Origin of the sequence: Mycolicibacterium sediminis (assembly GCF_010731735.1) — a bacterium.
Lineage (GTDB): Bacteria > Actinomycetota > Actinomycetes > Mycobacteriales > Mycobacteriaceae > Mycobacterium > Mycobacterium sediminis.
In genome coordinates this window covers 1,880,100-1,904,122 of sequence record NZ_AP022588.1, presented here as the reverse complement: position 1 = coordinate 1,904,122, position 24,023 = coordinate 1,880,100, and the positions used below count along the sequence as shown (strand labels likewise).

24 protein-coding genes are annotated in these 24,023 nt (G+C 69.7%); 9 read left to right on the top strand and 15 right to left on the bottom strand.

The genetic code is table 11. From position 1 onward, the window contains the following. The first annotated feature begins 20 nt into the window (after window positions 1-20). Complete coding sequence (locus G6N64_RS09065; RefSeq protein ID WP_163796596.1) at window positions 21-713, top strand: VTT domain-containing protein; 693 nt, start codon at window positions 21-23, stop codon at window positions 711-713. Here G6N64_RS09065 and G6N64_RS09060 read toward each other — a convergent pair. From G6N64_RS09060 to G6N64_RS09050, 3 genes are read right to left on the bottom strand one after another with little or no spacing between them, the layout of a single operon-like run. Continuing rightward, complete coding sequence (locus G6N64_RS09060; RefSeq protein WP_163796595.1) at window positions 710-1,618, bottom strand: LLM class F420-dependent oxidoreductase; 909 nt, start codon at window positions 1,616-1,618, stop codon at window positions 710-712. The two genes, G6N64_RS09065 and G6N64_RS09060, sit on opposite strands and share 4 nt — an antisense overlap. Before the next feature lie 19 nt (window positions 1,619-1,637). After that, entirely contained in the window at window positions 1,638-2,663 is a 1,026-nt protein-coding gene (locus G6N64_RS09055; RefSeq protein WP_246231218.1) for an NAD(P)H-dependent amine dehydrogenase family protein, read from the bottom strand. A 53-nt stretch (window positions 2,664-2,716) separates the two neighbouring features. Beyond that, window positions 2,717-3,754: a Rieske 2Fe-2S domain-containing protein gene (locus G6N64_RS09050; protein WP_163796593.1), complete on the bottom strand. Its 1,038-nt coding sequence runs from the start codon at window positions 3,752-3,754 to the stop codon at window positions 2,717-2,719. A gap of 106 nt (window positions 3,755-3,860) precedes the next feature. Here G6N64_RS09050 and G6N64_RS09045 point away from each other — a divergent pair, with 106 nt between their 5' ends. Next, window positions 3,861-4,421, top strand: coding sequence for a TetR/AcrR family transcriptional regulator (locus G6N64_RS09045; protein WP_163801542.1), 561 nt, complete (start codon window positions 3,861-3,863; stop codon window positions 4,419-4,421). Here the strand turns inward: G6N64_RS09045 and nhaA are convergent. The 7 genes from nhaA to ttfA are packed head-to-tail and all read right to left on the bottom strand — an operon-like array spanning window position 4,413 to window position 12,458. Beyond that, the gene (gene nhaA / locus G6N64_RS09040; protein ID WP_163796592.1) at window positions 4,413-6,236 is read right to left on the bottom strand and encodes a Na+/H+ antiporter NhaA; all 1,824 of its coding nucleotides are present in this window, start codon (window positions 6,234-6,236) and stop codon (window positions 4,413-4,415) included. The two genes, G6N64_RS09045 and nhaA, sit on opposite strands and share 9 nt — an antisense overlap. Next, a complete protein-coding gene (locus G6N64_RS09035) occupies window positions 6,233-8,185 on the bottom strand; it encodes an acetoacetate--CoA ligase (RefSeq protein ID WP_163796591.1) in 1,953 nt (650 codons plus the stop codon). The genes nhaA and G6N64_RS09035 overlap by 4 nt, the downstream gene beginning before the upstream one ends. Further along, window positions 8,182-9,306 (bottom strand): glycoside hydrolase family 76 protein, encoded by a 1,125-nt coding sequence (locus G6N64_RS09030; protein WP_163796590.1) that lies wholly within the window; start codon window positions 9,304-9,306, stop codon window positions 8,182-8,184. Before G6N64_RS09030 ends, G6N64_RS09035 begins: the two co-directional genes overlap by 4 nt. A 15-nt stretch (window positions 9,307-9,321) precedes the next feature. Beyond that, complete coding sequence (locus G6N64_RS09025) at window positions 9,322-9,975, bottom strand: TrmH family RNA methyltransferase (protein ID WP_163796589.1); 654 nt, start codon at window positions 9,973-9,975, stop codon at window positions 9,322-9,324. Continuing rightward, on the bottom strand, window positions 9,968-10,861 hold the full coding sequence (locus G6N64_RS09020) for a putative periplasmic lipoprotein (RefSeq protein ID WP_163796588.1): 894 nt from the start codon (window positions 10,859-10,861) through the stop codon (window positions 9,968-9,970). The genes G6N64_RS09025 and G6N64_RS09020 overlap by 8 nt, the downstream gene beginning before the upstream one ends. After that, window positions 10,858-11,634, bottom strand: coding sequence for an SDR family NAD(P)-dependent oxidoreductase (locus G6N64_RS09015; protein ID WP_163796587.1), 777 nt, complete (start codon window positions 11,632-11,634; stop codon window positions 10,858-10,860). Before G6N64_RS09015 ends, G6N64_RS09020 begins: the two co-directional genes overlap by 4 nt. Window positions 11,635-11,651: 17 nt before the next feature. Next, the gene (ttfA, locus tag G6N64_RS09010) at window positions 11,652-12,458 is read right to left on the bottom strand and encodes a trehalose monomycolate transport factor TtfA (protein WP_163796586.1); all 807 of its coding nucleotides are present in this window, start codon (window positions 12,456-12,458) and stop codon (window positions 11,652-11,654) included. 108 nt (window positions 12,459-12,566) lie between these two features. Between ttfA and G6N64_RS09005 the strand changes: the two genes are divergently transcribed. Continuing rightward, window positions 12,567-13,244 (top strand): SDR family NAD(P)-dependent oxidoreductase, encoded by a 678-nt coding sequence (locus G6N64_RS09005; protein ID WP_163796585.1) that lies wholly within the window; start codon window positions 12,567-12,569, stop codon window positions 13,242-13,244. An 87-nt stretch (window positions 13,245-13,331) separates the two neighbouring features. Here G6N64_RS09005 and clpB read toward each other — a convergent pair whose 3' ends face one another. Beyond that, complete coding sequence (gene clpB / locus G6N64_RS09000) at window positions 13,332-15,878, bottom strand: ATP-dependent chaperone ClpB (RefSeq protein WP_163796584.1); 2,547 nt, start codon at window positions 15,876-15,878, stop codon at window positions 13,332-13,334. Window positions 15,879-16,014: 136 nt separating this feature from the next. Between clpB and G6N64_RS08995 the strand changes: the two genes are divergently transcribed. Continuing rightward, on the top strand, window positions 16,015-16,461 hold the full coding sequence (locus tag G6N64_RS08995) for a nuclear transport factor 2 family protein (protein ID WP_163796583.1): 447 nt from the start codon (window positions 16,015-16,017) through the stop codon (window positions 16,459-16,461). 9 nt (window positions 16,462-16,470) lie between these two features. Here the strand turns inward: G6N64_RS08995 and G6N64_RS08990 are convergent, their stop codons facing one another. Both G6N64_RS08990 and G6N64_RS08985 read right to left on the bottom strand, forming a co-directional pair. After that, window positions 16,471-16,866 carry a hypothetical protein gene (locus G6N64_RS08990; RefSeq protein ID WP_163796582.1) on the bottom strand — a complete coding sequence of 132 codons (396 nt, stop codon included), beginning with the start codon at window positions 16,864-16,866 and terminating at the stop codon, window positions 16,471-16,473. After that, window positions 16,863-17,294: a hypothetical protein gene (locus G6N64_RS08985; RefSeq protein ID WP_163796581.1), complete on the bottom strand. Its 432-nt coding sequence runs from the start codon at window positions 17,292-17,294 to the stop codon at window positions 16,863-16,865. The genes G6N64_RS08990 and G6N64_RS08985 overlap by 4 nt, the downstream gene beginning before the upstream one ends. A gap of 112 nt (window positions 17,295-17,406) precedes the next feature. On the opposite strand from G6N64_RS08985, the gene G6N64_RS08980 reads away from it, so the two are divergent. From G6N64_RS08980 to G6N64_RS08970, 3 genes are read left to right on the top strand one after another with little or no spacing between them, the layout of a single operon-like run. Further along, window positions 17,407-18,675, top strand: a complete 1,269-nt coding sequence (locus G6N64_RS08980; protein WP_163796580.1) for an EspA/EspE family type VII secretion system effector — start codon at window positions 17,407-17,409, stop codon at window positions 18,673-18,675. A 17-nt stretch (window positions 18,676-18,692) separates the two neighbouring features. Next, complete coding sequence (locus G6N64_RS08975) at window positions 18,693-19,007, top strand: ESX-1 secretion-associated protein (RefSeq protein WP_163796579.1); 315 nt, start codon at window positions 18,693-18,695, stop codon at window positions 19,005-19,007. After that, window positions 19,004-19,519 (top strand): hypothetical protein, encoded by a 516-nt coding sequence (locus tag G6N64_RS08970; RefSeq protein WP_246231057.1) that lies wholly within the window; start codon window positions 19,004-19,006, stop codon window positions 19,517-19,519. Before G6N64_RS08975 ends, G6N64_RS08970 begins: the two co-directional genes overlap by 4 nt. A gap of 6 nt (window positions 19,520-19,525) precedes the next feature. On the opposite strand, the gene G6N64_RS08965 is transcribed toward G6N64_RS08970, so the two are convergent. Beyond that, window positions 19,526-20,470, bottom strand: coding sequence for a putative antibiotic biosynthesis monooxygenase (locus tag G6N64_RS08965; protein ID WP_163796578.1), 945 nt, complete (start codon window positions 20,468-20,470; stop codon window positions 19,526-19,528). A gap of 19 nt (window positions 20,471-20,489) precedes the next feature. Then, window positions 20,490-21,887 (bottom strand): amidohydrolase family protein, encoded by a 1,398-nt coding sequence (locus G6N64_RS08960; RefSeq protein ID WP_163796577.1) that lies wholly within the window; start codon window positions 21,885-21,887, stop codon window positions 20,490-20,492. 288 nt (window positions 21,888-22,175) lie between these two features. Here G6N64_RS08960 and G6N64_RS08955 point away from each other — a divergent pair, with 288 nt between their 5' ends. Further along, window positions 22,176-22,826 (top strand): GAP family protein, encoded by a 651-nt coding sequence (locus G6N64_RS08955; RefSeq protein ID WP_163796576.1) that lies wholly within the window; start codon window positions 22,176-22,178, stop codon window positions 22,824-22,826. 15 nt (window positions 22,827-22,841) lie between these two features. Then, the gene (locus G6N64_RS08950; protein ID WP_163796575.1) at window positions 22,842-24,008 is read left to right on the top strand and encodes an FAD-binding oxidoreductase; all 1,167 of its coding nucleotides are present in this window, start codon (window positions 22,842-22,844) and stop codon (window positions 24,006-24,008) included. Window positions 24,009-24,023: the final 15 nt, after the last annotated feature.

Genomic DNA, 24,023 nt, shown 5'->3' with positions numbered 1-24,023 from the left:
CGCCGGTATCTTGGTCTGCCATGACCACCACCACGCTCGCGTTGCTGCCGGACTACATGGATCCGCTGAACCTCATCGGATACTTCGGCACCTGGGCGCTCGTCGGTCTGCTGGTCGTGGTGTTCGTCGAGTCCGGCGTGCTGTTCCCGATCCTGCCCGGCGACTCGCTGCTGTTCGTGGCGGGCATGTTGGCGGCCGGCCACGCCGCCCAGGACGTGGCGGCCTCGGCCAACTTCCAGCTCTGGCAGTTGCTGGTGTTCATTCCGCTGGCGGCGATCCTGGGTGGTCAGGTGGGCTACTGGATCGGCCGCAGCATCGGCACCTCGATGTTCAAGCCCAACGCGCGCTTCCTCAAGCAGAAGTACCTCGACGAGGCGCACCTCTTCTTCGAGCAGCGCGGCCCGTTCGCAATCGTCCTGGCGCGCTTCGTGCCGATCGTCCGCACGCTGGCGCCGATCACCGCGGGCGCGGCGAAGATGAACTACGGCGCGTTCGCGTTCTGGAACATCCTCGGCGCCGTCGTGTGGGGTGTCGGGCTGACGCTGCTCGGCTTCTGGCTGGGCAGCTTCGAGATCGTCCAGAAGCTCCTCGAGCCGATCTTCATCCTGATCGTGCTGCTGTCGGTGCTGCCGATCCTCATCGAGTGGCTCAAACGCCGCCGCGAGGCCCGCCGCAACGGTGCGCTGCCCGGCGAGCCCGCGCCCGAGGTCTAGACGAGGTCCATCTCGGAGGCGAGTTCGCGCAGCGCGGGCCGCGGGTCGGCCATGGGGTCGTCGCCGAGCACCTGCAGCACCACGTGGTCGGCGCCCGCATCGAGGTGCGCCTTCACCGATGCCGCCGCGGCGGGCACCGACCCCATCCCGACGATCGCCTTCGCCAGCTTGTCGGAGCCGCCGTGCACCAGGTCGGACTCCTCGAAGCCCTGCCGCAGCCAGGAGTTCCGGTAGTTGGGCAGCCCGCTGTAGACGTTGAGGTGCTGATGCGCCCACTGCAACTGCTCCTCCGGCGACCCGCCGACGGTGACGGCCTGCTCGGACACGATCCACTTGTCCGGGCCGAGGATGTCGCGGGTGACGCGCGTCTGCTCGGGCAGCACCAGGTAGGGATGGGCGCCGTCGGCGTGCGTGCCGGACAGCTCGATCATCTTCGGTCCGAGTGCGGCCAGCAGCCGCACCGGGCGGCCCGAGCCAGGCTCGATGACGTCGGGGACGGCGGCCATCTTCTCGAGGTAGTCGCGCATCGTGGCCAGCGGCTTGGCGTAGGTCTTGCCCATGCCGTGCTCGACCAGCGGGGCGTGGCTGACGCCGAGGCCGAGCATGAACCGGCGCGGGAACAAGGAACTGATCGTGCGCGCACCGGTCTCGGCGGCCGACGGGATGCGCACGTGGATGTTGGCGATGCCGGTGCCGATCACCAGTCGCTCGGTGGCGCTCAGGAAGGCCAGCGACTGCGTCAGGCACTCCTTGCCGGTAACCTCGGGGATGAAAAGCGAACCGAAGCCGAGCGATTCGATCTCCTGCGCCACCTCGATGGCGTTTGGCATCGCCCAGGTCTCGCTGGCCCACCACACGCCGATGCGGCTGGGGAAGTCGATCGGGGGACGGTTCGAGTCGGTCATGCCGTCGACTCTAGGCACCCTAGGTCTTGAAGCGACCGGCGAATCCCCGTAGTGGCACGTCCGCACTGGTCAGCAGACCCGGCGGCGCGGCGACGACGGACCTGATCACGTTGAGCGCGGGCAACCCCGTCACCGTCATGCCGATCGAGGCGAAGCTCGACGGATCGGACAGGTCCACCCCGGGCTTCGGGAAGATCATGTGCTTGTTGTAGATGCAGGGATCACCCTTGATCTGAGTGATGTAGCAGCCCTTGATGTCCCAGCTGGGATCGGTGTGTGGGGTCATCTGCCATTCCAGGTGCGTCTCGACGCGGGGGACGCCGTCGACCATGCCCTGGTACTTGAGGTAGTTGCCGCCGAGCGATCCCTTGGGCAGCGTGTACCAGCCGAGGTCGACGTCCTTGGTGCAGGCGCCGAGTTCGTAGCTGAACGTGACCTCGTCGAGCACGAGGTCGAAGCAGTCGGCCATCATCAGCACGCTGTCGGCGAAGACTCGGGTGTACTTCTCCAGCTTGCCGGGGATCGACGGGTCGTCGACGGGCAGTCCGTACCCCACCTCGATCCACGTGTCCTTGCTGTGATGGCAGGACACGTCGACGGACTCGATGGTGGTGACGTTCTCGATCTCGGCGACGTCGGCCGAGCAGGCGACCCCGAGGATCTGGTTGACGCCGGGGTTCATGCCGGTGCCGTAGAACGTGGATCCGCCGGCCGCGCAGGCCTCGGCCAGTAGCTGGGAGACCGGCTTGCCCGACGGGTGCGGGTGGTTGGTGTCGCGGTGCCACCCGGTGATCCAGTCGGCGGTGGTGACGACGTCGATGCCCGCCTCGAGGACCCGGACGTAGAGGTCCTCGTCGGGGAACACGCCGTGGAACGTCAGCACGTCGGGCTTCGCGGCGACGATCTCCTCGACCGACCCGGTGGCGACGACGCCGATCGGATCGATGCCGACGAGTTCGCCTGCGTCGCGGCCGATCTTGTCGGCCGAATAGCAGTGCAGCCCCACGAGTTCGAGGTCGGGATGCGCGCCGATGCGCTTGATCATCTCTGACCCGACGTTGCCGGTGGCGACCTGGAAGACGCGGATCGGTGTGGAAGTCACTGCTGTGGAACCCCTCTGGTGTCGAGTGCTGCCAGGTCCGCGGCGCTGCCGCCGCGGCCGTCGGGATAGAACTGCATGGCCCATCTGCGGATGGCGGTGAAGCCCTCGTACTCGGACGTCGCCAGCGCCGGCGGGTCGGAGTACCGCTGGTGACTCCAGATGTGGACGTCTTGGGCGAACTGCCGGATCACCTCGTCGCCGAACTCGGTAGCCTTCGTCTCGTGCCTCGGCTCGGACTTGCCGGGTGTGCGGCCGATGTAGACCGAGAAGCGGACGTCGGAGGTGCGCTCGTCAACCGGGGTGATCGCCGAGATGGTCCGGTTGTCGATCATCCCCCAGCTCTTGGTGACCGCGATGCCGAGTCCGCCGTTGATCGCCTCGACGCCGCTGTCGACGTCCTCGATCCGCTGTCCGTCGTCGCCCTCGAAGGTGATCGTGAAGTCCACGTAGGACACGGGTTCGGCGAAGTCATGCCGGGTGAAGACGGGGACGATGGGCGTCTGGTGCACGAACTTGAAGTGGGCGAAGTCGACGCCGTTCTCGAGCACGTACTGCGGATGCAGTTCCAGCGCTTCGCGATACAGCCGCTGCTGCGGGTAGTAGTCGGCCGCGCTGCTGCCGTCGGCGAAGCTCGCGAAGACGTCGGGTGCGTCGAAGAACGGCTCCCGCCCCTCGAGGTCGTGCCAGACGTAGATGGCCTCGTTGCGTTCGGCCACCGGGTAGGTCCGCATCCGCCTGCCGCGGTTGGGCCGGGACTCGTAGGGAATGCACGTGTTTCGGCCCTCGGCGTTCCACTGCCAGCCGTGGAACGGGCACTGGATGACCTCGCCGACGACGTGGCCGCCGAAGCCGAGGTGCGCGCCGAGGTGTTCGCAGTAGGCGTTCATCACGGCCACCCGGCCGGACTCCGAGCGCCATGCCACCATGTCCTCGCCGAAGTACGTCATCGCGTGCACGGCACCGACGGCGACCTGCTCGGACCAGGCGACCTGGAACCAGCCCGTCGGCTTCATCGAGAGTGGCGGTGGAGCCATGTGGACAAGAATCACAGAGGGTTCTACGATTCGTCAAGTGTCCGACCTTCCCGCGCCGACGAGCACTCGACGCACGAACCGGCGCGGCCAGGCCACCCGTGACGTGATGCTCGACGCCGCGCTGCGGACGTTGGCCACCGGCGATGTCGCCGCCGCTTCGGGCAACCGGATCGCCAAGGACGCCGGCGCGACGTGGGGTGCGGTGAAGTACCAGTTCGGCGACGTCGACGGGCTGTGGGCGGCCGTGTTGCGCCGCACCGCCGAGCGCCGCGGCACGATACCGTCGCAGGCCACGCCGGAAGCGCCGCTGCGCGAACGTGTCTCGGCCATCATCGACCTGCTGTTCGACGGCCTCGACGCACCGGACTCGCGCGCCATCGAGACGCTACGCGCCGCGCTCCCGCGCGACGGTGCCGAACTCGAGCGGCTCTACCCGCAGACCTCCGCCGAACTCCGGTCCTGGGGCCGCAGTTGGATCGAGGCCTGCCAGACGGCGTTCGCCGACGTCGACGTCGACCCCGAACGGGTCCGCGAGGTCGCCTCGTTCATCCCCGGTGCGATGCGCGGCCTGGTGTCCGAACGCCAACTCGGTTCGTACTACGACCTTGATCTCGCGCGGAGCGGTCTGACCAACGCGATCGTCACCTACCTGCAGCGCTCACTCTGAGGACTCCAACGCGCGGATCAGGCTCGCGGCGTCGAAGGGACCCTCGTGCCGCCTGCCGTTCACGAAGAACGTCGGCGTCGTGTTGAGGTCCATCAGTTCGGCGTCCTGCGCATCGTCCATCACCCGGTGCAGCACCCGCGGTGAGTGCAGGTCCTCGTCGAACTTCTTGACGTCGCAGCCGACTCCGTCGGCGTAGCGATAGATGTGCTCCCACTCCAGGAAGTCCTGGAACTCGAACATCTTGGCGCCCATCTCGAAGTACTTGCCCTGCAGCCCCGCCGCCTCACCGGCACGCGCGGCGTCCATCGCGTGCGGGTGGACGCGCTCCATCGGGAAGTGCCGCCACACGTAGCGCAACCGGTCGCCGAAGTACTCGCGGACCTCGTCGATCGACCCGGTGGCCCGGCTGCAGAACGGGCACTCGTAGTCGCCGTACTCGACGAGCGTGAGCGATGCGTTCGGGTTGCCGCGCAGGTGGTCTCGGTCCGGGTCGACGTCGCGAACGAGCGTGGCACCCACGGGGATCGGCGGGCTGATCCGGTCGGTGACCCGGAACCAGAGCCAGCCCAGCGCGAATGCCAGCACCGACGCCGCCAGCACGCCGACGCGGGCCTGATCCTGCTTGACCGGGTCGGTGATCGCGATGTCGACGATGAACAGCGAGATGGTGAACCCGATGCCGGACAGCGCGGCGCCGCCGACGATGCGCCGCAGCGTCAGCCCGGGGGCCAACTCGCCGACGCCGGTCGCACGGACCAGTGCCGTGGCCGCGGTGATGCCGACCAGCTTGCCGACGACCAGACCCGCGATCACGCCCCACGTCAATGGCGAGCGCAGCGCATCCGACACCGTGTCGAGGTCGAGGCGCACACCCGCGTTCGCCAGTGCGAAGATCGGCAGCACCACGAACGACACGTACGGCCCGAAGCCGGTCTGCAGCCGTTCGTTGATGGAGATCGACTCGCGCAGGGTACGGGTGGCCGCGCGGGCGTACTCGGAGTTCGGGGACTGCCGGAACGCACGGATCACCTCCGCGGCCTCCTCGACCCGCTCCCGTTCCGGGGTGAACACCGGAATGAGCAGCGCGACGGCCACTCCAGCCAGCGTCGGGTGCACGCCGCCGGAGAACAGCGCCAGCCAGAGACCGAGCGCCAGCACGAAGTAGGCGGGGCCGCGCCCGATGGGCAGCAACCGGACCGCCGCGAGTGCCGCGATCAGCGCCAGCGCGATCAGCAACGGCCAGACCCGGATCTGATCGGAGTAGAACAGCGCGATCGCGAGCAGCGCACCGACGTCGTCGACGACGGCCAGCGTCAGCAGGAAGGTGCGCAGCCGAGTCGGGTACTTGGGCCCGATGATCGCCAGCGCGCCGACGAGGAACGCGGTGTCCGTCGAGATCACCACGCCCCAGGCGCGGGCGTCGTCGCCGCTCGGGTTCAGCACCAGGAACACCACGGCGGGCAGGATCAGGCCTGCGACGGCGGCGAGCACGGGCACGGCGGCACGCGACCGGTCGGTCAGCTCACCGATCGTGAACTGGCTCTTCACCTCCAGCCCCACGATGAAGAAGAAGAACGTCATCAGGCCGTCGTTGACGAGGTGCTTGACGCTCAACTCGGCGTGCATGTCGCCCACGACGAGGCCGACGTGCATGTCCCAGAAGTCGGTGTAGCTCTGCGACCACGGGGAGTTCGCCCACGCGATCGCCAGCACGGTGAACAGCAGCAGCAACGCGGCCGCGGTGTTCTCGCCGCTGCGCGCCGCGGTGGGATCGCGCCCGAACCGGCTCGGCCTCGACTCCGCCTTCTCGCTCACGTCCGGGCGTGCCCCGCGAAGACGTCGAGGAGGTCGGGCCTGTCGACGGCGCTGGGGGTCAGCACGTCGGAGGGCTTGGCGCCCAGCAGTATCCGCTTGATCGGGATCTCCAGGCGCTTACCCGTCATGGTACGCGGGATCCCCGGGACGGCGATGACGTCGTCGGGCACGTGCCGCGGCGACGCGCCGGTCTTGATGGCGGCGACGATCTTCGCGCGCAGGTCGTCGTCGAATTCGACGCCGTCGGCGAGCGCCACGAACAGCGGCATCCAGTAGCCGCCGTCGTCGAGTTCGCAGCCGACCACCAGGCAGTCGGTGACCTCGGCCAGCCCCTCGACGGCGTTGTAGATCTCGGCGCTGCCCATCCGCACGCCCATCCGGTTGAGCGTGGCATCCGAACGGCCATGCACCACAACGGACTTGCGATCGGTGATCGTGAGCCAGTCACCGTGACACCAGACGCCCTCGTATTTGTCGAAGTAGGCGTCGTGATACTTCGCCCCACCCTCGTCGTTCCAGAAGAACACCGGCATCGACGGCATGGGCTTGGTGACGACGAGTTCGCCGGCCTCCTCGGTGACCGACGTGCCGCCGTCCGCCCAGGCCTCGATGGCCGCACCCAGGCACAGCACGTTCAGTTCGCCTGCCCGGATCGGCACCAGCGGGCATCCGCCGATGAAGGCGGTGACGACGTCGGTCCCGCCGCTCGCCGACACGATCGGGATCCGGCGGCCCAGGCCCTCCTGGATCCAGCGGTAGCCCGACGCGGGTAGCGGCGATCCGGTCGAGCCGACCGCGCGCACGGCGTCGAGCGCGAACTCCGTGCCGGGCCGCAGGTCCTCCTTGGCGCACGCCAGCCAATACCCCGCACCGGCACCCAGCACCGTGGTGCCGGTGTCCGCGGCCACCTTCCAAAGGTAGTCGGTGCGGCCATGGGTGGGACTGCCGTCGTAGGTGACGATCGTCGACCCGACGAGCAGGCCGCCGAGCAGCAGGTTCCACATCATCCAGCTGGTGCTCGACTGCCAGAAGAAACGATCCTCGGGGCCGAGGTCCAGATGCAGCGCAAGGTACTTGAGGTGTTCGAGGACCACGCCGCCGTGGCCGTGCACGATGCCCTTCGGCGTGCCGGTGGTGCCCGAGGAGAACAGCACCCACAGCGGATGCTCGAAGGGGACGGGCGTGATCTCCAGCGGCGCATCGTGTTCCAGCACCGTCGACCACGGCGTCACGTCATCCGGCGGCGTCGTGCCCAGCCGCGGCACCAGCACCGTCGCCTTGAGCGTCGGCATCTGGCCGCGGATCTCGGCGAGTTCGGCGCTGCGGTCGATGCGCTTGCCGTTGTAGAAGGATCCGTCGCTCGCGACCAGGACGCTGGGCTCGAGCTGGCCGAGCCGTGCGGTGACGCCGCCGACGGCCAGGTCCTGGTTGCAGACCGCCCACGTCGCGCCGACCGCGGCCGCCCCGAGGAACGCCACGACGGCCTCACCGACGTTGGGCAGGTAGCCGACGACGCGGTCACCGGGTCCGACGTCGTGGGACCGCAGGAACGCCGCGAACGCCGCCGTCTCCCCTCGCAGCCGCTCCCACGACCACTCCGTGACGGCGTCCTCGCCGGCCACCACCATCGCGGGCCGGTCGGCGGTCTCGTGCCGGAACACCTCGGTCGCGTAGTTGAGCGTCGCGCCCGGAAACCATTGCGCGCCAGGCATGTCCGTCGTACCCAGCGCGGTCTCGGGCGTGGACTCCGAGCGGACGTCGAAGAAGTGCCACACCGCGTCCCAGAACCAGCCCGGGTCGCGTACCGACTCCGCCCACAGCGCCTGGTAGTCGGCGAACTCGCCGCGGCCCGTCTCGGCCAGCCACGCCATGAAGCGCGTCAGGTTCGCGCCGTCGATCTCCGCCTGATCGGGTTCCCAGCTTCCCGTCAGCTCATCGGCGAGGGTCATTCGTCGGATTCCTCGTCTTCCTCGTCGCTCAGGGTGTGCGCCGCCTCCATCAGCATCCAGCCGGCCACCTGGACCGACAGGTCGCGCTCGGGGATCGCCGAGGAGTTCACCGCACCCTCGATCGACTCGGCGTCCTTGCCCGCGGCGGTGGGCACGACGGCGGCACGGTCCCAGAACGCGCCGAACAGCGGCAGTCCGTCGACCGTCTGGCGGTAGTCCCACGCCGACCGGGCGGACTTCAGCACCAGGTCCCTGGCGATGGCACGCGTCTCGGTGTCCTCGGCCGACGTCTCCGGCAGCGTCGTGGCGACCAGCGCGAGGTAGCGGGCGGTGATGCCGTGGAACAGACCGCCGTCGCCACCGCCGGCGCTCTGGATGACGCCGTCGGGCGCCATGTGCTCGCGCACCGCGGCGACGAGACGCCGCACCCGCGGGGCGTGCCGCTCGTCCTCGGTGCGTGCGGCCAGTTCGGTCTCGAGGCCGAGGACGACGCCCTGGCAGTACGTGTACTGCGCGCGGACCAGCGAGCCCGCCTTCACGCCGTCGAACACCAGGTGCGTCTCGGGGTCGATCAGCGTCTCGTCGATCCAGTCGGCCATCTGCTGGGCGCGACGCAACCTGTCGTCGTAGCGCGCCAGGAAGATGCCCGCGGGCCCGTTGGCCGGGGCGTTGAAGAACTGGTCCTGCTTGCGCCACGGGATGCCGCCGCCGTCCTCGGGCACCCAGGAGTTGAGGAACTGGTCGGCCAGCGTCGACAGCGCCTTCGGCCGCTCGACCCCTGCGAGTCGGCCCGCGCGCTCCAGCGCCAGCGCCAGCCAGGCCATGTCGTCGTAGTAGTCGTTGGTCCACTTGAGCGTGTTTCGCAGCCGGTGGCCGCGGACCTGGCGCTGGATGCGCTGCAGCCTCTCGGGCTGGGGGTCGCGCACCTGCGCGTCGACCAGGCAGTCCAGCAGGTGGGCCTGCCACCAGTAGTGCCACGTGCCGAACGACTGGTACTTGCGCTCCGACGGCCAGGCGACGACGCCGAGCTGCGTGCCCGGCAGGTGCCACACCTTCCGGAGGTGCCGCGCGGTGATGGCGGCCTCGGCGCTGGCGGCGCGGTTGGCCCAGAGCTGATCCATATCCCCGATCCTGCCTTACCAGGCTCGGCCGAGGTCGGCGTGTCGGGCGATCCACGCGTGCATGGCGATGCCCGCCGCCACCGCCGCGTTCATGCTGCGCGTCGATCCGAACTGGGCGATGGACACCGTCGCGCTGGCCCCGAGGCGTACGTCGTCGGTGATGCCGGGACCTTCCTGACCGAACACCAGCAGGCAGTCGCGCGGCAGTGCGGTGTGCTCCAGCGGCACGGCGCCCGGCACGTTGTCGACCGCGACGACGGTGAGACCGGCGTCGGCCGCGAACCGGAGCAGGTCCGCGGTGGTGTCGTGGTGGGCGAGGCGCTGGTACCGGTCGGTCACCATCGCGCCGCGCCGGTTCCACCGCCGCCGGCCCACGATGTGCACGGTGTCGACGGCGAACGCGTTGGCGGTGCGGACCACGGCGCCGATGTTGGCGTCGTTGCCGAAGTTCTCGATCGCGACGTGCAGCGGGTGACGTCGGGTGTCGATGTCGGCGATGATCGCCTCGCGCGTCCAGTACCGGTAGGCGTCGACGACGTTGCGAGTGTCGCCGTCGCGCAACAGGTCCGGGTCGTAGCGCGCGTCTTCGAGATGTGGGCTGGGCAGGTCACCCGGCCACGGGCCGACGCCCGGCGCGGTCCCCCACTCGGTGGGTCCGGCCTCAGACACTGGGCGTCGTCCACAGTGCGGCGTGCGTGCCCATCACCGACACGGTGGGGTAGAGCAGCGCCGCGTTGATCTCGCCCTGGGTGCACAGCGACGCCTTCACCGCGATCGCCTCGAGCGACGCCTCGGGGAGCACCAGCAGCGACGACCCGTACACCGAGCACGCGTAGGACAGGCCCTTCCCCGGCAGGGTGGGTGCCACCGTGACCATCAGCGGCCCACCGCGGCGGGCCGAGTCGTCGCGGTAACGTGCTGCCAGACCGGTGATCTCGAGTCCGAGCAGCATGTAGCCGTTGCCCTGGAACGCCGTCGGATCACCCAGCGCGGTGGGGTTCAGCTTCCCGCCGTCGGCACGGAACGCGTCGACGGTGGACGTCTGCAGGATCAGTCCGGTGTCGCTGTCGTTGGTGGGCGTCAACCCCACGGGGAACGACGCGGGATAGGCGACGGTGGTGCCCGCGATCCTGTCCTGCGGGGAGTACGCGTAGACGCCGCGCACCTGCGTCTGGTCGCGCAGCGGGCCCAGGCACACCGTGCCGCGCAGCGAGTCGGGCGTGGCCGTTGCGGGGGTGACGTTCAGATCGGTGACGTCGGAGCATCCGCCGATCGCGTTGGCCTCGATGGGGTGGGCGAGCGCGCCGTACAGACCGAGTCGGATGGACTCCGGCTTCGCCCGGGGCGCAGCGGGATCGGTGGGTGCGGCGTCGACGTCGACGAGGACGTAGTCACCCTCGAAGCGCAGGTTCGCCACCGACAGGTTCCAGCCGAGCGTGGCCTGGGACTCCCCCAGCGTCGCCGACTCCACGCCGTAGGGTCCGGAATCCTCCGGGCTGCCCGAGCACGCGGTGAGTACGACAATCGCGAGCAGTGCGACGAGTGCGCGCCTCACGTCCGCCCGCGGCCGCGGCCGACGACCTTGGTCAAGGAGCGCACCACGTTTCGCGGCACGATGCGCCCGCCGGTGGTGAGCACCTTGTACTGCAGACCGGGCACGATCACGACCTCGCCCTTGGCGACGTCGGCCAGGCAGTCGCGGACGACGTCGCCCACCTCGAGCCACAGGATCGACGGCGTGCCGTCCATGTCGATTCCGGCGCGCTCGTGGAACTCGGTGCGCACGAAGCCCGGGCACAGCGCGTGCACGCCGACGCCGGTGCCGTCCAAGCCGTTGGCCAGGCCCTCGGAGAAGGCGACCACCCAGGCCTTGGACGCCGAGTACGTCGACCCGCGACCGGGCAACAGGCCCGCCACGCTCGCGACGTTGATGACGGTGCCCTCGCCCTTGGCGAGCATCGGGGGCAGCGCCGCGTGGGTCAGGTACATCACCGCGGTGACGTTGACGTCGAGCTGGCCCTGCAGGACGTCGAGGTCGGCGGTCCAGAATTCACCCGACGTGCCGAATCCGGCGTTGTTGACCAGGGTTCGCACGCCCCTCGAGAGCCGCTCGGCGACGCGCGCCCGGTCCTCGGCGACGGCGAGGTCGGCGACCAGTACCTCGACCTCGGCACCGGCCTCGTCGCGCAGCTCGGCAGCGAGAGCGTCGAGTCGGCCGACGTCGCGGGCGACCAGGACGAGATCGTGGCCGTCGAGGGCGTAGCGGCGGGCGAACCCTGCGCCGAGTCCGGATGTCGGTCCGGTGATCATCGTGACGGGGCGGGACATGCCCGACAGGGTAGCGGCTAGCGCTGGTGGTGAGCCGACTGGCGGCCGTTGCGCGCGGGCGGACGCTGCTGCGTGTAGCGGCCCACGTCGGCACGCGAGGGCGGCTGGTCGGCGCGGCCCGCGGGGAGTTCGGCGGGCCGGGCCGGCGCGAAGGGCCGACTGGCGGCGGCACCGCGTCGTACGCCTTGGCCGACGGTGGCGCTCTGACCGGGCTGCGGCACGGGCGGGAGCACGCGAAGCAGGTCGTTGAACTGGCGGACCGTCAGCAGACCCTCGTCCCACTGCGCGCGGGTGCTGCCGACCGGCATGGCGACGAGCGTCCAGTTCTGCTCGTTCCACATGATCTCGGCGCAGTCCGGCGCGGCGTGCGCGAACGTGACCATGCGCCGGTCGCACGCGCGGCGGGCGGCGTCGAGGTTGGTGGAGTAGACCATCCGGGGGCCGATCGCACCGAGCAGCCACACGTCGCTCTCGCGGGGTTCCTTGATGTCCTTGAGGCGTACGTCGACGACGACGTTGGTGCCGACCTTGCGGTGCAGCGCGATGACGGTAGCGACGTCCTCGAGGTCGAAGATGAACACGGCCTCGCCGCGGATCTGCCCGAGGACCACGTTCTTGGCGGTCACGTCGCCGACCGTCGACATCACGCCGCGCTTCCAGCGCTTCACGATGTCCGACGACTCGGGCTCGTAGTCGAACCCGTGCGACTTGGCCCAGGACTTGCGGCGACGGCCCAACCCACGACGACGATCGCTGTCGACGTACAGCAGTACGGCCGCACCCACGAAACAGAGTGCGGACAGCGTGAACCAGAGAGGAACCATTGCCACCAGACTACTTGCTCTCGCCGCCGATGCCAGAACGGATACGGGTCACAACCCCGTCACGGGCGGTACGGCCATCCGGACGGCGCGGCCACCGATACTGAGGTGGTGAGCGATCTCGCCGAAAAGGCCTTTCTCGTCGTCGGCGCCAGTGGCGCGCTCGGGTCCCGGGTGGCCCGGTCGCTGGCCGAGCGCGGTGCCGCCGTGACGATCACCGGCCGGTCGGAGGACGCGCTGTCGGAACTGGGCATCGACGGTGCCCACGTCGTCGTCGCGGACCTGCGCGAACCCGACGCCGGTCGCAGCGTGGTGGCGGCCGCGGCCGAGCGGCACGGTCACCTCGACGGCGTGGTGATCGCCGCCGGCGTGGTGGCCTTCGGACCGATCGCCGACATCGACGACGACACCATCGACGACCTGGTGCTCGTCGACTTCATCGCGCCGGTGCGGATCATCCGTGCCGCGCTGCCCGTGCTGCCCGCCGGCGGGGTGATCCTCGGCATCAGCGCGGTGGTCGCGGAGAAGCCGATGGCCAACATGGCCGTGTACTCGGCGGCGAAGGCGGCCACCGCGGCGCTGTTCACGGCCGTGCGCGGCGAGGCGCGGCGCCGCAAGGTGCGCATCGTCGACGTCCGGCCGCCGCACACCGAGACCGGGCTCGCCGGCCGCGCGATCGCGGGCGACCCGCCGAAGCTGCCGACCGGCCTGGACCCCGACGCCGTCGCGACGCGAATCGTCGAGGCCCTGCTCGGCGACGAGACCGACGTCCCCAGCACCGCGTTCTAGCGCCACCCCAGAACGCGAAACTGCGGCCAGATCGCGATCCACTCGGGAATCGCGACCTGACCGCAGTCTCGGCGTACTAGGTACCGATCAGCCCAGGATCAGGCCTTCACCGTCCGGGCTGACGTTGACCGGCACGACGTCGCCGTCGTGGACCTCGCCGGCCAGCAGCAGCCGGGCCAGCTGGTCGCCGATGGCCTGCTGCACCAGTCGGCGCAGCGGGCGGGCACCGTAGAGCGGGTCGAAACCGCGCTCGCCGAGCCACCTCTTCGCCGGTAGCGACACCTCGAGGAGCAACCGGCGCTGCGCCAGCCGCTTCTGCAGCTGATCGAGCTGGATGTCGACGATCCGCACCAGCTCCTCGGGGTTGAGCCCGTCGAAGATCAGCACGTCGTCGAGACGGTTGATGAACTCCGGCTTGAACGCCGATCGCACCGCCGCCATCACCTGCTCATCGCTGCCGCCCGAACCGAGGTTGGACGTCAGGATGAGGATGGTGTTGCGGAAGTCGACCGTGCGGCCCTGACCGTCGGTCAGCCTGCCCTCGTCGAGGACCTGCAGCAGCACGTCGAAGACGTCCGGGTGGGCCTTCTCGACCTCGTCGAACAGCACCACCGAGTACGGCCGGCGACGCACCAGCTCGGTGAGCTGACCGCCCTGGTCGTAGCCGATGTAACCCGGAGGCGCACCGACGAGCCGTGCGACGGAGTGCTTTTCGCCGTACTCGCTCATGTCGATGCGGACCATCGCCCGTTCGTCGTCGAACAGGAAGTCCGCCAGCGCCTTCGCCAGCTCGGTCTTGCCGACGCCGGTGGGGCCGAGGAACAGGAACGAGCCCGTCGGACGGTTCGGGTCGGCGACGCCGGCCCGGCTGCGACGAACCGCGTCGGACACGGCGGCGACGGCCTTGCGCTGGCCGATGACGCGCTTGCCCAGCTCGTCCTCCATGCGCAGCAGCTTGGTGGTCTCGCCCTCGAGCAGCCGTCCGGCCGGGATGCCGGTCCACGCCTCCACCACCTCGGCGATGTCGTCGGGGCCGACCTCCTCCTTCAGCATGACGTTCGCCTGCGCCTGTGCCTGGGGCAGCGCGGCGTCGAGTTGCTTCTCGATCTGCGGGATCCGGCCGTACCGGAGTTCGGCGGCCTTGGCGAGGTCGCCGTCGCGCTCGGCGCGCTCCGACTCGCCGCGCAGGTGGTCGAGCTGCTCCTTGAGGTCGCGGACGACGTCGATGGCGCCCTTCTCGTTCTGCCACCGGGTGGTCAGCTCCGAGAGTTGCTCCTTCTTGTCGGCCAGCTCGGCGCGCAGCTTCTCCAGCCGTTCCTTCGACGCGGCGTCCTCCTCCTTGGCCAGTGCCATCTCCTCGATCTCGAGGCGACGGACCAGACGCTCGACCTCGTCGATCTCGACGGGGCGGGAGTCGATCTCCATGCGCAGCCGCGAGCCGGCCTCGTCGACCAGGTCGATGGCCTTGTCCGGCAGAAAGCGGCTGGTGATGTAGCGGTCGCTCAGCGTGGCGGCGGCCACCAGCGCGGAGTCCGTGATGCGGACACCGTGGTGCACCTCGTACCGCTCCTTGAGGCCGCGCAGGATGCCGACGGTGTCCTCGACGGACGGCTCGCCGACCAGCACCTGCTGGAAGCGGCGCTCCAGGGCGGCGTCCTTCTCGATGTACTTGCGGTACTCCTCGAGCGTGGTCGCACCGACCATGCGCAGCTCGCCGCGGGCCAGCATCGGCTTGATCATGTTGCCCGCGTCCATCGCGCCCTCACCGGAGGCACCGGCGCCGACGATGGTGTGCAACTCGTCGATGAACGTGATGACCTGACCGGCCGAGTTCTTGATGTCGTCGAGCACGGCCTTGAGCCGCTCCTCGAACTCACCGCGGAACTTGGCACCGGCCACCATCGAGCCCATGTCGAGCGAGACGACGGTCTTGTCGCGCAGGCTCTCCGGCACGTCGCCGGCGATGATGCGCTGGGCCAGGCCCTCGACGATCGCGGTCTTGCCGACGCCGGGCTCGCCGATCAGCACGGGGTTGTTCTTGGTGCGGCGGCTCAGGACCTGCACGACGCGACGGATCTCGTTGTCGCGGCCGATGACCGGGTCGAGCTTGCCCTCGCGGGCACGTGCGGTCAGGTCGGTGGAGTACTTCTCCAGCGCCTGATAGGTGCCCTCGGGGTCGGGGCTGGTGACGCGGGCGCTGCCGCGCACCTTGGTGAACGCCTCGCGCATGGCCTGCGGTGACGCACCGGCATTGGTCAGGAGCTTCGCGACGTCGCTGTCACCGGTGGCGAGTCCGACGAGCAGGTGCTCGGTGGAGACGTACTCGTCGTCCATCTCGGTGGCCAGATGCTGCGCCGCGGTGATCGCGGCGAGCGACTCGCGGGACAGCTGCGGTGTCGAGTTGGCGCCGCTTGCGCTGGGCAGCCGTTCGACCAGTCGCTGGACGTCGGCGCGGACCGTCGCGGGATCGACTCCGACCGCCTCGAGCAGCGGCGCGGCGATGCCGTCGTTCTGCGTCAACAGCGCCATCAACAAGTGGGCGGGCCGGATCTCCGGATTGCCTGCGGCGGTAGCCGCCTGCAACGCCGAGGTCAGCGCCGCCTGGGTCTTCGTGGTCGGGTTGAACGAGTCCACGACACCTCCAATTCTCAGCTAGGGGAAAATGCTTCTCGCTGTACACAACGCAGTCAAGGTTGAGTCTGTTCCGCTCAACTCTACCCAATTTCGCCGCTAGGTCACGGCGGCGAGTCCGATACGGGAGGCTGGACCCGTGTCCTACCCGCCCCCACCTCGGCGTCGCAACCGAATCGCCCTGATCGTGACGGGCCTGGCACTCCTCGCCGTGGTCGCGCTGGTGGTGGTCGTCGTCGTCGCGTCTCCGGGCGCGATCACCGGCACCGCCGTCCGCTCCCCCTCGGAGCAACTGACCGACGAGGAACAGATCGAGGCGTCCGTCGAGGCGTTCGAGAAGGCCTGGAACGACGGCGACTTCAGCGCCTTCGACCCCGTCCTGTGCAGCGGCGCCAAGGCGACCGACGAGTTCACCGAGGACGAGTTCCTCGAGGCGAGGGACATGGGCGGGAAATTGAACCTCACCGTCGAGTCGGTGGACGTCGACGGGGACGAGGCGACCGCGGACGTCGCCAACGAAGGCGAGAACAACCAGGACATCACGCTGGTCCGGGAGGACGGCGAGTGGAAGTGGTGCCAGTTCTGAGTGGGCCGGCTAGGTAGGACGACGCGGGGGCGCGGATTGGGCCATCGTCCGCCGGACTGCGTCCAACATGCCCTCGTAGGCGACCAGGCGTCGGTGGAGGTAGTCGCCCGGGACGCTGGGGGGCTTGGCACCGATTCGCGGCGGTCTCATGGCGGCCCGCAGGCCGGCGACCATCAGTTCGCACCGGGCCGCCTCGGCGGCGAGTTCGGCGTAGGGCGCCGCGGCGAGTCGGTCGTAGGGCCACCGCGCCCAGAAGGCCGACGAGTGCGTCAGCAGCAGGGCCGTCTTGGCGTCGCTCGAGGCCGACAGCTGCGGGGCGTACTTGCCCCCCAGGAAGAGAAGAAGCGCGATCACGGCGACGACCACCAGCCCGCCCACGAACATGTAACCGACGACGGCCGTCATCCGACCACCCGGTGTTCACGTGCGGCCGCGGCGTTGAGGGGTCCGAGCAACGTCGAGATGTACGCCCTGACGGCGTTGATCTGCCGGTCGCCCTCGGCTGCGGTGGGTCCCTGGCGTTCGGCGTTGCGGGACTCCAGTGTCAGGACCAGCTGCCAGCAGCCCTGAACCTCCGCCTCCAGCTCGGCATACCCGGCCTGCCAGACGCGGTCCCCCGGCCACCGGGCACGAAAGACCGCCGACGCCTGCGTCTGCCAGGCCACTCCAGCCTCGGACTGCTCGTCGAAGCGGCGGTTCATCCAGCGGGCGAGGACCGCGATCACCACCACCATCACCACCAGGATGATGCCCGCCGCGAGCCACTCCGCGGGGGTGCTGGGCATTCGACGCGACGACGCCAGGGGCGTGGCCGCAGTCATGATCACGGTCATCGCCATGAAGGTTAGCGGTCCCGGCCGGCGCCGCATCGCACGAGAATTCTGGTGCGCGAGCCGGTGCCGAGACGGTTCTATGCTTGTTCGAGCGCTCAGGAGGGGGACGCCCATGGGATTTGGATTGCTCGACGCGATCGGCTCCGTGTTGGCCGGCAAGGGAGTGACCGAGCACATCGTGGGTGCGGCGGGCGGTGACCCCCTCGCGATCATCGGGTTGCAGGCGGACGCCGTGGGCATCGCGCAACAGGTCTTCACCATGATGGGACCGAAGCAGCTCGCGGCCGCGGGAACCCCGATCATCGGAATGGGCCTGCTGGGCATCAACGGCATGCAACTGCTGTGCGGCCTCACCTTCGAGCAGGACCAGGGCGAGAAGTTCGCCAACGGCGCGGCGGCGATGGATCAGGTGGGCAACACCCTCGAGTCCGCGTACCCGCAGGAGTGGGACGGCGACGGGTCCACGGCCTACACCCGGCAGAACACGCTGCAGCAGAACCGCGCCGAGCAGGTGTCGCGCGCCGACGAGGTCATCCAGGGCGTCATCGCCGACGAGGCGGGCCAGGTCAAGACCACCAAGGACGTGTTGGACGTCTCGGCCACCGTGCTCACCGCGATGATCCCCGTCGTACTCGTCACCCGGCTGATTCCGCCACCGCCGATCGTCGGCATTCCCATGGCGGAGGCCATGGAGATCGGCGCCGTGGCGGGCGCGCTTCCGCCCTGCAGCATCGCGATGGGCGTCATGGCCGGCCATGCGACACAGAACGCCTCGAAGATCGCGGCCGCAGCGGCGCAGTACCAGCAGGTCGCAGCAGACGCGCACCCCACCGGCAGCACCGGCGAGTTCAACCCGGATCCGGGTACCGGCCAGCCACCGGCCACGGAGAACCCGCCGGGCTCGTACCCGCCGGGCAGCGTCCCGTCCGGCGGTGGTGGTGGCGGCGCGCCCAGTGGAGGCGGCGGCGCACCCAGCGGCGGGGGCGGCGGCGCACCCAGCGGCGGTGGCGCACCGACCCCGTCGACCACGACGCCGTCCATGCCCACGATGCCCTCCATGCCGACGATGCCCTCGGGCGGCGCGGCCGGCGGCGGTATGCCGGGCGGTGGCACCGGAGGCGGTGCACCCAGCGCCGGCGGTGCCGGAGGCGGCCTGATCTCGGCCATCGCATCGGTCGTCAACACCGCGATCCAGGCGAGCCAGCAGGCCGAGCAGCGGGAGGCCGAGAAGGAGGCCACCGAGGCGGCGAAGGAGCAGGCCTCCGGTCCCGACGCCGAGGCCGCCGGCGGCGCCACGGGACCCGCCGGGTCCGGTGAGCGCGCACCCGTCGGCCCGCCCGTCGAACGGACGCCCGGCGCCCCGACCACTCGATCGCTGTAGGCGAGGACGGATACACGATGACGGACTTGAAGGTCACCACCGCGCACGTGCGGGAACTGTCTGCGCGCCAAGGTGAGGCGGCCGCCCAGGTCGGCGCCGCGGGGTCGGCCACCGACGGAGCCACTCAGAACATGTGGATGAGCCACGGCGTGGTGTGTGCGCCGGCCAACATGGCCGTCGAGGCCGCCAGCGCTGCCCGCAAGGCCGCGTGCCAGGCCATGGCAGGGGTGTCGCAGGACCTGGACCAGAAGCTGACCACCGCCGCGCAGCGCTACGACCAGATCGATCAGGCGAGCCAGGGCAAGCTCGACGGTCAGATGCATCCCCGATGAGCGGCGACGACGATTGGGACGACGACGAGATCCCGTCATTCGATCACGTCCCCCACCTTCAGGACGACGACGACGGCTCGGCGCTCGACGCGTTCGACGGCTTCACGGGCGCCGAGGATCCTCCCGGGGCCAGCGGCGACCTGGACGCGCTGGTCGGGTCCGACGAGGAGGCCGACGAGGAGGAGATCCCGCTCATCTCGGCCACCAATCCGCCCGGGACCGTGACGGTGACCGCCTATCTCAACGGCGTCGTGCACCGGGTCGACCTCGCGCCCAGCGTCGTCAACGCCACCGAAGCTGAACTAGCAGAAGAGATTCGCGTCGTCGCCGACGTCGCGGCGAAGAAGGCGACGTCGGCGATGCACATCCTGAGCGTCGAACTGCTGGCGGCGCAGGGCATCGACCGCGACACCGCGACCGAGTTCATCAGCGAACGCATGCCGTTCGCACAGCCGGCGCAGGCCCGTGCCGCGGAGGCCGACCTGGTGGCCCGGCACGCCGACGGCAGGTAGCGCCGCTCAGGAGTAGTCCCAGTACTGCAACCACGTCACCAGCGCGAAGACCGCAAGCGTCGTGACGTATCCGGCGACCACGATCGCGACACCGCGCACGGTCACGCCCAGGCCCGCGCCGTCGACGGGATCCAGCCACCGCCGCATCGCCCGGACGGCGAACGGCATCAGCACCCACTGCAGCAGTGAGACGCTCAGCACCTGGCTGAGCCAGATGGTCAGCCACGGTCCGGCTCCGAGACCCTCGAACAGCGGGCCGACGAAGCGGGACAACAGCATCACCGTCGGGTACAGCACGAGCAGCACCAGCATCGCGGACTTCCAGCCGGGTGTCAGCCGGGTCTGCCCGTCCTCGACCCGCACGGTCGTTCCGAACGGCGTCGTCTGCGTGAACGTGGAGAAGTCGCGCTCCAACGTCGAGCGCAGGGTCGGCAGCGCGCCCTGGCGCTGCGCCGACTCCATCCACCCGGACAGCTGACGCGCGGTGCGGAACCGGATGACCGACAGCCGCTCCCCGCGGTCGTCGACTGGGAGCACGACGGTGCCCTCGTAGCCGGGGAACCGCGCGCTGATCCGAACCAGCTCGGTTTGTGCAGCGAGAAACTGCGCGTCGCGCTCGGGGGCGACGGGATGTCGGAACGCCGCCACTCCCGGCGGCGTGGCCTGCCCGTCGACCAGGACGAGGTCGGACGAGGCACGCCGGATGCCGCGGGTCTCGCCGTCGGACATCACGGTCCGGCGGGATTCGCCGTCGAGCCACGAATGCAGTTGGGTCTCCGTCGCGAAGCTGACGGCCACCGCCTGCTGCAGGTCCCCGTCCCCGCGCAGCGACGCGACGCAGTCGACGAAACCGGCGTTCCGGGCACCGTCCGCGCGCATCACGTCGACCCAGGGCCCCAGCGCCTCGGGGTCGACGGGTTCGTGCAGCACCGTCACGGCAATGGCGACCACGGCGACCTCCTGACGCCGGCTACAGCGGAGCGAGCCGACGCCCCCGAACGTAGACCTCGGCGATCGAGTTCTCGCGCAGACCCATCAGCAACGCGAACAACGTCTGGTCTCGCGCGAGGTCGGCGTCGTCGGACCGGTATGCGCTGTCCAGCAGGCCCTTCAGCGCGCCGGCCGGTTCGACGACGAGGAAGTCGGCCTCCTTGCCGGTGTCGAAGTTGCCGAAGCGGTTCTCCATGTCGAGGGCGCGGGCACCGGCGAGCGTCCCGACGAAGAGCATCTCCGCCGGATGCATCGAGACGCCGTCGTCGCCGGGCTCGGTGATGTGCTGTTTGAAGGCGTCGCCGAGGACGCGTGGGATCAGCCACTCGTCGCCGCCGCCGAAGTCGGTTCCCGAGGAGACGTTGACGCCCGAGGCGATGGTGCGCTTCCAGGGCATGGTCCCGGAGCCGAGGAACAGCTGCGAGACCGGACAGTGCGAGATCGAGGTGCCGGTCTCGGCCATCCGCTCGAGTTCGACGTCCTGGCAGTGCACGCAGTGCGCGAGGATGGTCCGCCTGCCGAGCAGGCTCTTGCCGCCCACGCGGGAGCCGGGGAGGAACTTGCCGTCGTAGGTGTCGAGGTACGAATCGACCTGGTACACCTCCTTGGTCGTGTCGACCTCGCCGGTGCCGGGCCGGTTGTTCTCGTTGAGGTGGCTGTGCACGTACACGCCGCGATCGCGCACCTCGTCGTACAGCTCGCCGAGGTTTCGCAGCGTCACAGGAGTGACCGACAGCGAGAACCGCGGGACGATCGCGACGTGCAGCAGCGCGGTGTCGACGTCGCCGGTGTCCGCGGCGTGCCACTTCTCGATCTCCTCGCGGGTGAGGCGGATGGCGTCCTCCTCCGACGTCATCAGCGGCTGCGCGGTCTCCCCGCCGACGGTCTGGATGCCGCGGCCGCTGACCACGCGCAGGCCCGCGTCCCTGGTGCGTTCGAACAGTGCGTCCTGCGCATGCGGGAACGCCGAACCGAACACCATGGCCGCCGTCGTGCCCGCCGCGATGCGGCGGTTGCAGAACTCGACCGCGGCCGCAGCCGCGAAGTCGGGATCGGCGAACTTGCTCTCCGACGGGAAGATGCAGAGGTTCAGCCACTCCAGGAGTTGGCCACCGCCGTACGAGTCGCCCGCGAAGGTCTGGGGGAAGTGGACGTGGGTGTCGACGAAGCCCGGCAGCAGGAAGCCTCCTCGGTGGTCGTGCACCGGCGCCGATCCGTGTTCGCTTGGGACCGAATCTCTTTCGCCGCAGTAGACGATCGTGCCGTCGTCATCGACGACGAGCGCTCCGTCGGCGATGGACACCAGCGCGTGGGCCGCCTCCGTCACCAGCGGAGCGCCTGCGACGTGGAAGACGTGCCCGAGATGAACCTCCGTCATGAACTCTGCTCCCTCGTTGACGGTGATGGCTGATAGGACGGCGCGGATCGTCTCGAGGCGCTCGTCGCCCCGGTCAGCAGCGCGAAGGCGGCTGCGCCGCAGACGGCGAAGAGCCAGCGCAGCGTGCTCTGATCATTCTCGGGTAGTACGCCCACCGCCGCAGTGCGGTTCGGCAAAAGCAAGCCGGCCGCGAGATTCGCCTCACCACGTCGACGGAAACATGGGTGGCCAATGTCTTCGGGTGCGCCGACACCCGGCATGCGACCATTGCTTGTTACCTTGACGGCGATGCTCCCCGCACTGATCCCCCTCGCGCTGGTGGTCGCGCTGTCACCGCTGTCGATCATCCCCGCGATCCTGGTGTTGAGCTCCCCCGCGCCCCGGCCGACGGGACTGGCGTTCCTCGCCGGGTGGCTGGTCGGTCTGGCCGTGCTGACGCAGATCTTCGTGGAGATCTCGAGCGTGCTCGGCGGCGGCCTGGACGAACCGCCGCCCTGGGCGTCGTGGGTGCGCATCGTGGCGGGCGGTGCCTTGATCGCGTTCGGGATCTACAAGTGGCTCATCCGCCGTCGGTCGGAGCACTCCCCCAGGTGGATGAGCAGCTTCGCCACGATCACACCGGCCCGGGCGATCCTCACTGCCACTGTCCTCGTCGTGATCAACCCCAAGGTGCTGTTCATGTGCGCCGCGGCCGGTCTGGCCATCGGCACCGAGGGGCTCGGACGCACGGGCGCCGCAGTCGGGGTCGCGTGCTACGTCGCGCTGGCCGCGTCCACCGTGGCGATCCCGATCCTGGCGTACGCGGTGTCCGGTGACCGGCTCGACCGGCCGCTGGACCGCCTCAAACACTGGATGGAGGCCCAGCACGCCGCCCTGGTCGCCGCCATCCTGGTCGTCCTGGGCGCGCTGGTGCTCTACAAGGGGATCCACGGCCTCTAGCTAGAATCCCCCGACGTGGGACTCGACGATCGCGACGCGCTACTGACGCTGCGGGCCGCCCTCGTCCTGGACGGCAGCCCCGGCGGGGTGATCGCCGACTTCTACGGACGCTGGTTCGCGACCGACTACTCGGTGCGCGACCTCTTCCCGCCCGACCTGGTCCGGCAGCGGCAGATGTTCGCACGGGCGCTGTCGTGGGTGCTCGGCGAGATCGCCGAGCAGCGCGCCGAGGAGCCGGTGGCCTTCCTCGCCCAGCTCGGGCGGGACCACCGCAAGTACGGCGTCGTCCAGCACCACTACGACTCCATGAGCGCCGCACTGTTCTGGGCGTTCCGGACGCACTTCCGCGACCGCTGGGACGGTGGGCTCGGCGACACCGCCCGCGACGTCGTCGACCTGATGGTCGGCGTCATGCACGGCGCGGCCGACGCCGAGAAGGGCCCGCCGTACCGCGACGCCACCGTCGTCGAGCACATCCGGGCCACCCGTGACGTCTCGATCACCCGACTACAGCTGGACCGGCCGGTGTTCTACCACCCCGGCCAGTACGTCACCGTCCAGGTGCCGCAGTGGCCGCGCCGCTGGCGGTTCCTGACCCCCTCCATACCGGCCGACCGGGGCGGCGCCATCGAGTTCCACGTCCGGTCGGTGACCGGTGGCATGGTCAGCACCGCCATCGTCGGCGAGACCAAGCCGGGCGACCGCTGGCGCCTGTCGAACCCGCACGGCGGCCTGCACGTCGACCGCAACGGCGGCGACGTGCTGATGGTCGCGGGCAGCAGCGGGCTCACGCCGCTGCGGACGATCATCATGGATCTGCAGCGCTTCGCGGTGAACCCGCGCGTCCACCTGTTCTACGGCGCCACCTACCCGTGCGACCTGTACGACCTGCACACCCTGTGGCAGATCGCGTCGACCAACCCGTGGCTGTCGGTGACGCCGGTGTCGCAGTTCGCGACCAACCCGCCGTGGGCCGTCGACTACCCGGTCGAGCCGCCGCCGCGCGGCCTGCACGTCCGGCAGACCGGGATCCTGGCCGACGTGGTGACCAGCTACGGCAACTGGGGTGACCGGCAGATCTTGATCAGCGGCGGTCCGGCGATGATCGCGGCGACGAAGGCCGCGCTCGTCGCGAAGGGTGCCGACCGCGAGCGCATCCAGCACGATCCGCCCGCCGCCTGAGCGTGTCAGAATCCG

Coding starts and splice junctions, on each gene's coding strand:
- G6N64_RS09065 (WP_163796596.1), top strand. CDS start 21: ATGACCACCACCACGCTCGCGTTGCTGCCGGACTACATGGATCCGCTG.
- G6N64_RS09060 (WP_163796595.1), bottom strand. CDS start 1,618: ATGACCGACTCGAACCGTCCCCCGATCGACTTCCCCAGCCGCATCGGC.
- G6N64_RS09055 (WP_246231218.1), bottom strand. CDS start 2,663: ATGATCAAGCGCATCGGCGCGCATCCCGACCTCGAACTCGTGGGGCTG.
- G6N64_RS09050 (WP_163796593.1), bottom strand. CDS start 3,754: ATGGCTCCACCGCCACTCTCGATGAAGCCGACGGGCTGGTTCCAGGTC.
- G6N64_RS09045 (WP_163801542.1), top strand. CDS start 3,861: ATGCTCGACGCCGCGCTGCGGACGTTGGCCACCGGCGATGTCGCCGCC.
- G6N64_RS09035 (WP_163796591.1), bottom strand. CDS start 8,185: ATGACCCTCGCCGATGAGCTGACGGGAAGCTGGGAACCCGATCAGGCG.
- G6N64_RS09030 (WP_163796590.1), bottom strand. CDS start 9,306: ATGGATCAGCTCTGGGCCAACCGCGCCGCCAGCGCCGAGGCCGCCATC.
- G6N64_RS09015 (WP_163796587.1), bottom strand. CDS start 11,634: ATGTCCCGCCCCGTCACGATGATCACCGGACCGACATCCGGACTCGGC.
- ttfA (WP_163796586.1), bottom strand. CDS start 12,458: ATGGTTCCTCTCTGGTTCACGCTGTCCGCACTCTGTTTCGTGGGTGCG.
- G6N64_RS08990 (WP_163796582.1), bottom strand. CDS start 16,866: ATGACGGCCGTCGTCGGTTACATGTTCGTGGGCGGGCTGGTGGTCGTC.
- G6N64_RS08985 (WP_163796581.1), bottom strand. CDS start 17,294: ATGACCGTGATCATGACTGCGGCCACGCCCCTGGCGTCGTCGCGTCGA.
- G6N64_RS08980 (WP_163796580.1), top strand. CDS start 17,407: ATGGGATTTGGATTGCTCGACGCGATCGGCTCCGTGTTGGCCGGCAAG.
- G6N64_RS08975 (WP_163796579.1), top strand. CDS start 18,693: ATGACGGACTTGAAGGTCACCACCGCGCACGTGCGGGAACTGTCTGCG.
- G6N64_RS08970 (WP_246231057.1), top strand. CDS start 19,004: ATGAGCGGCGACGACGATTGGGACGACGACGAGATCCCGTCATTCGAT.
- G6N64_RS08960 (WP_163796577.1), bottom strand. CDS start 21,887: ATGACGGAGGTTCATCTCGGGCACGTCTTCCACGTCGCAGGCGCTCCG.
- G6N64_RS08955 (WP_163796576.1), top strand. CDS start 22,176: ATGCTCCCCGCACTGATCCCCCTCGCGCTGGTGGTCGCGCTGTCACCG.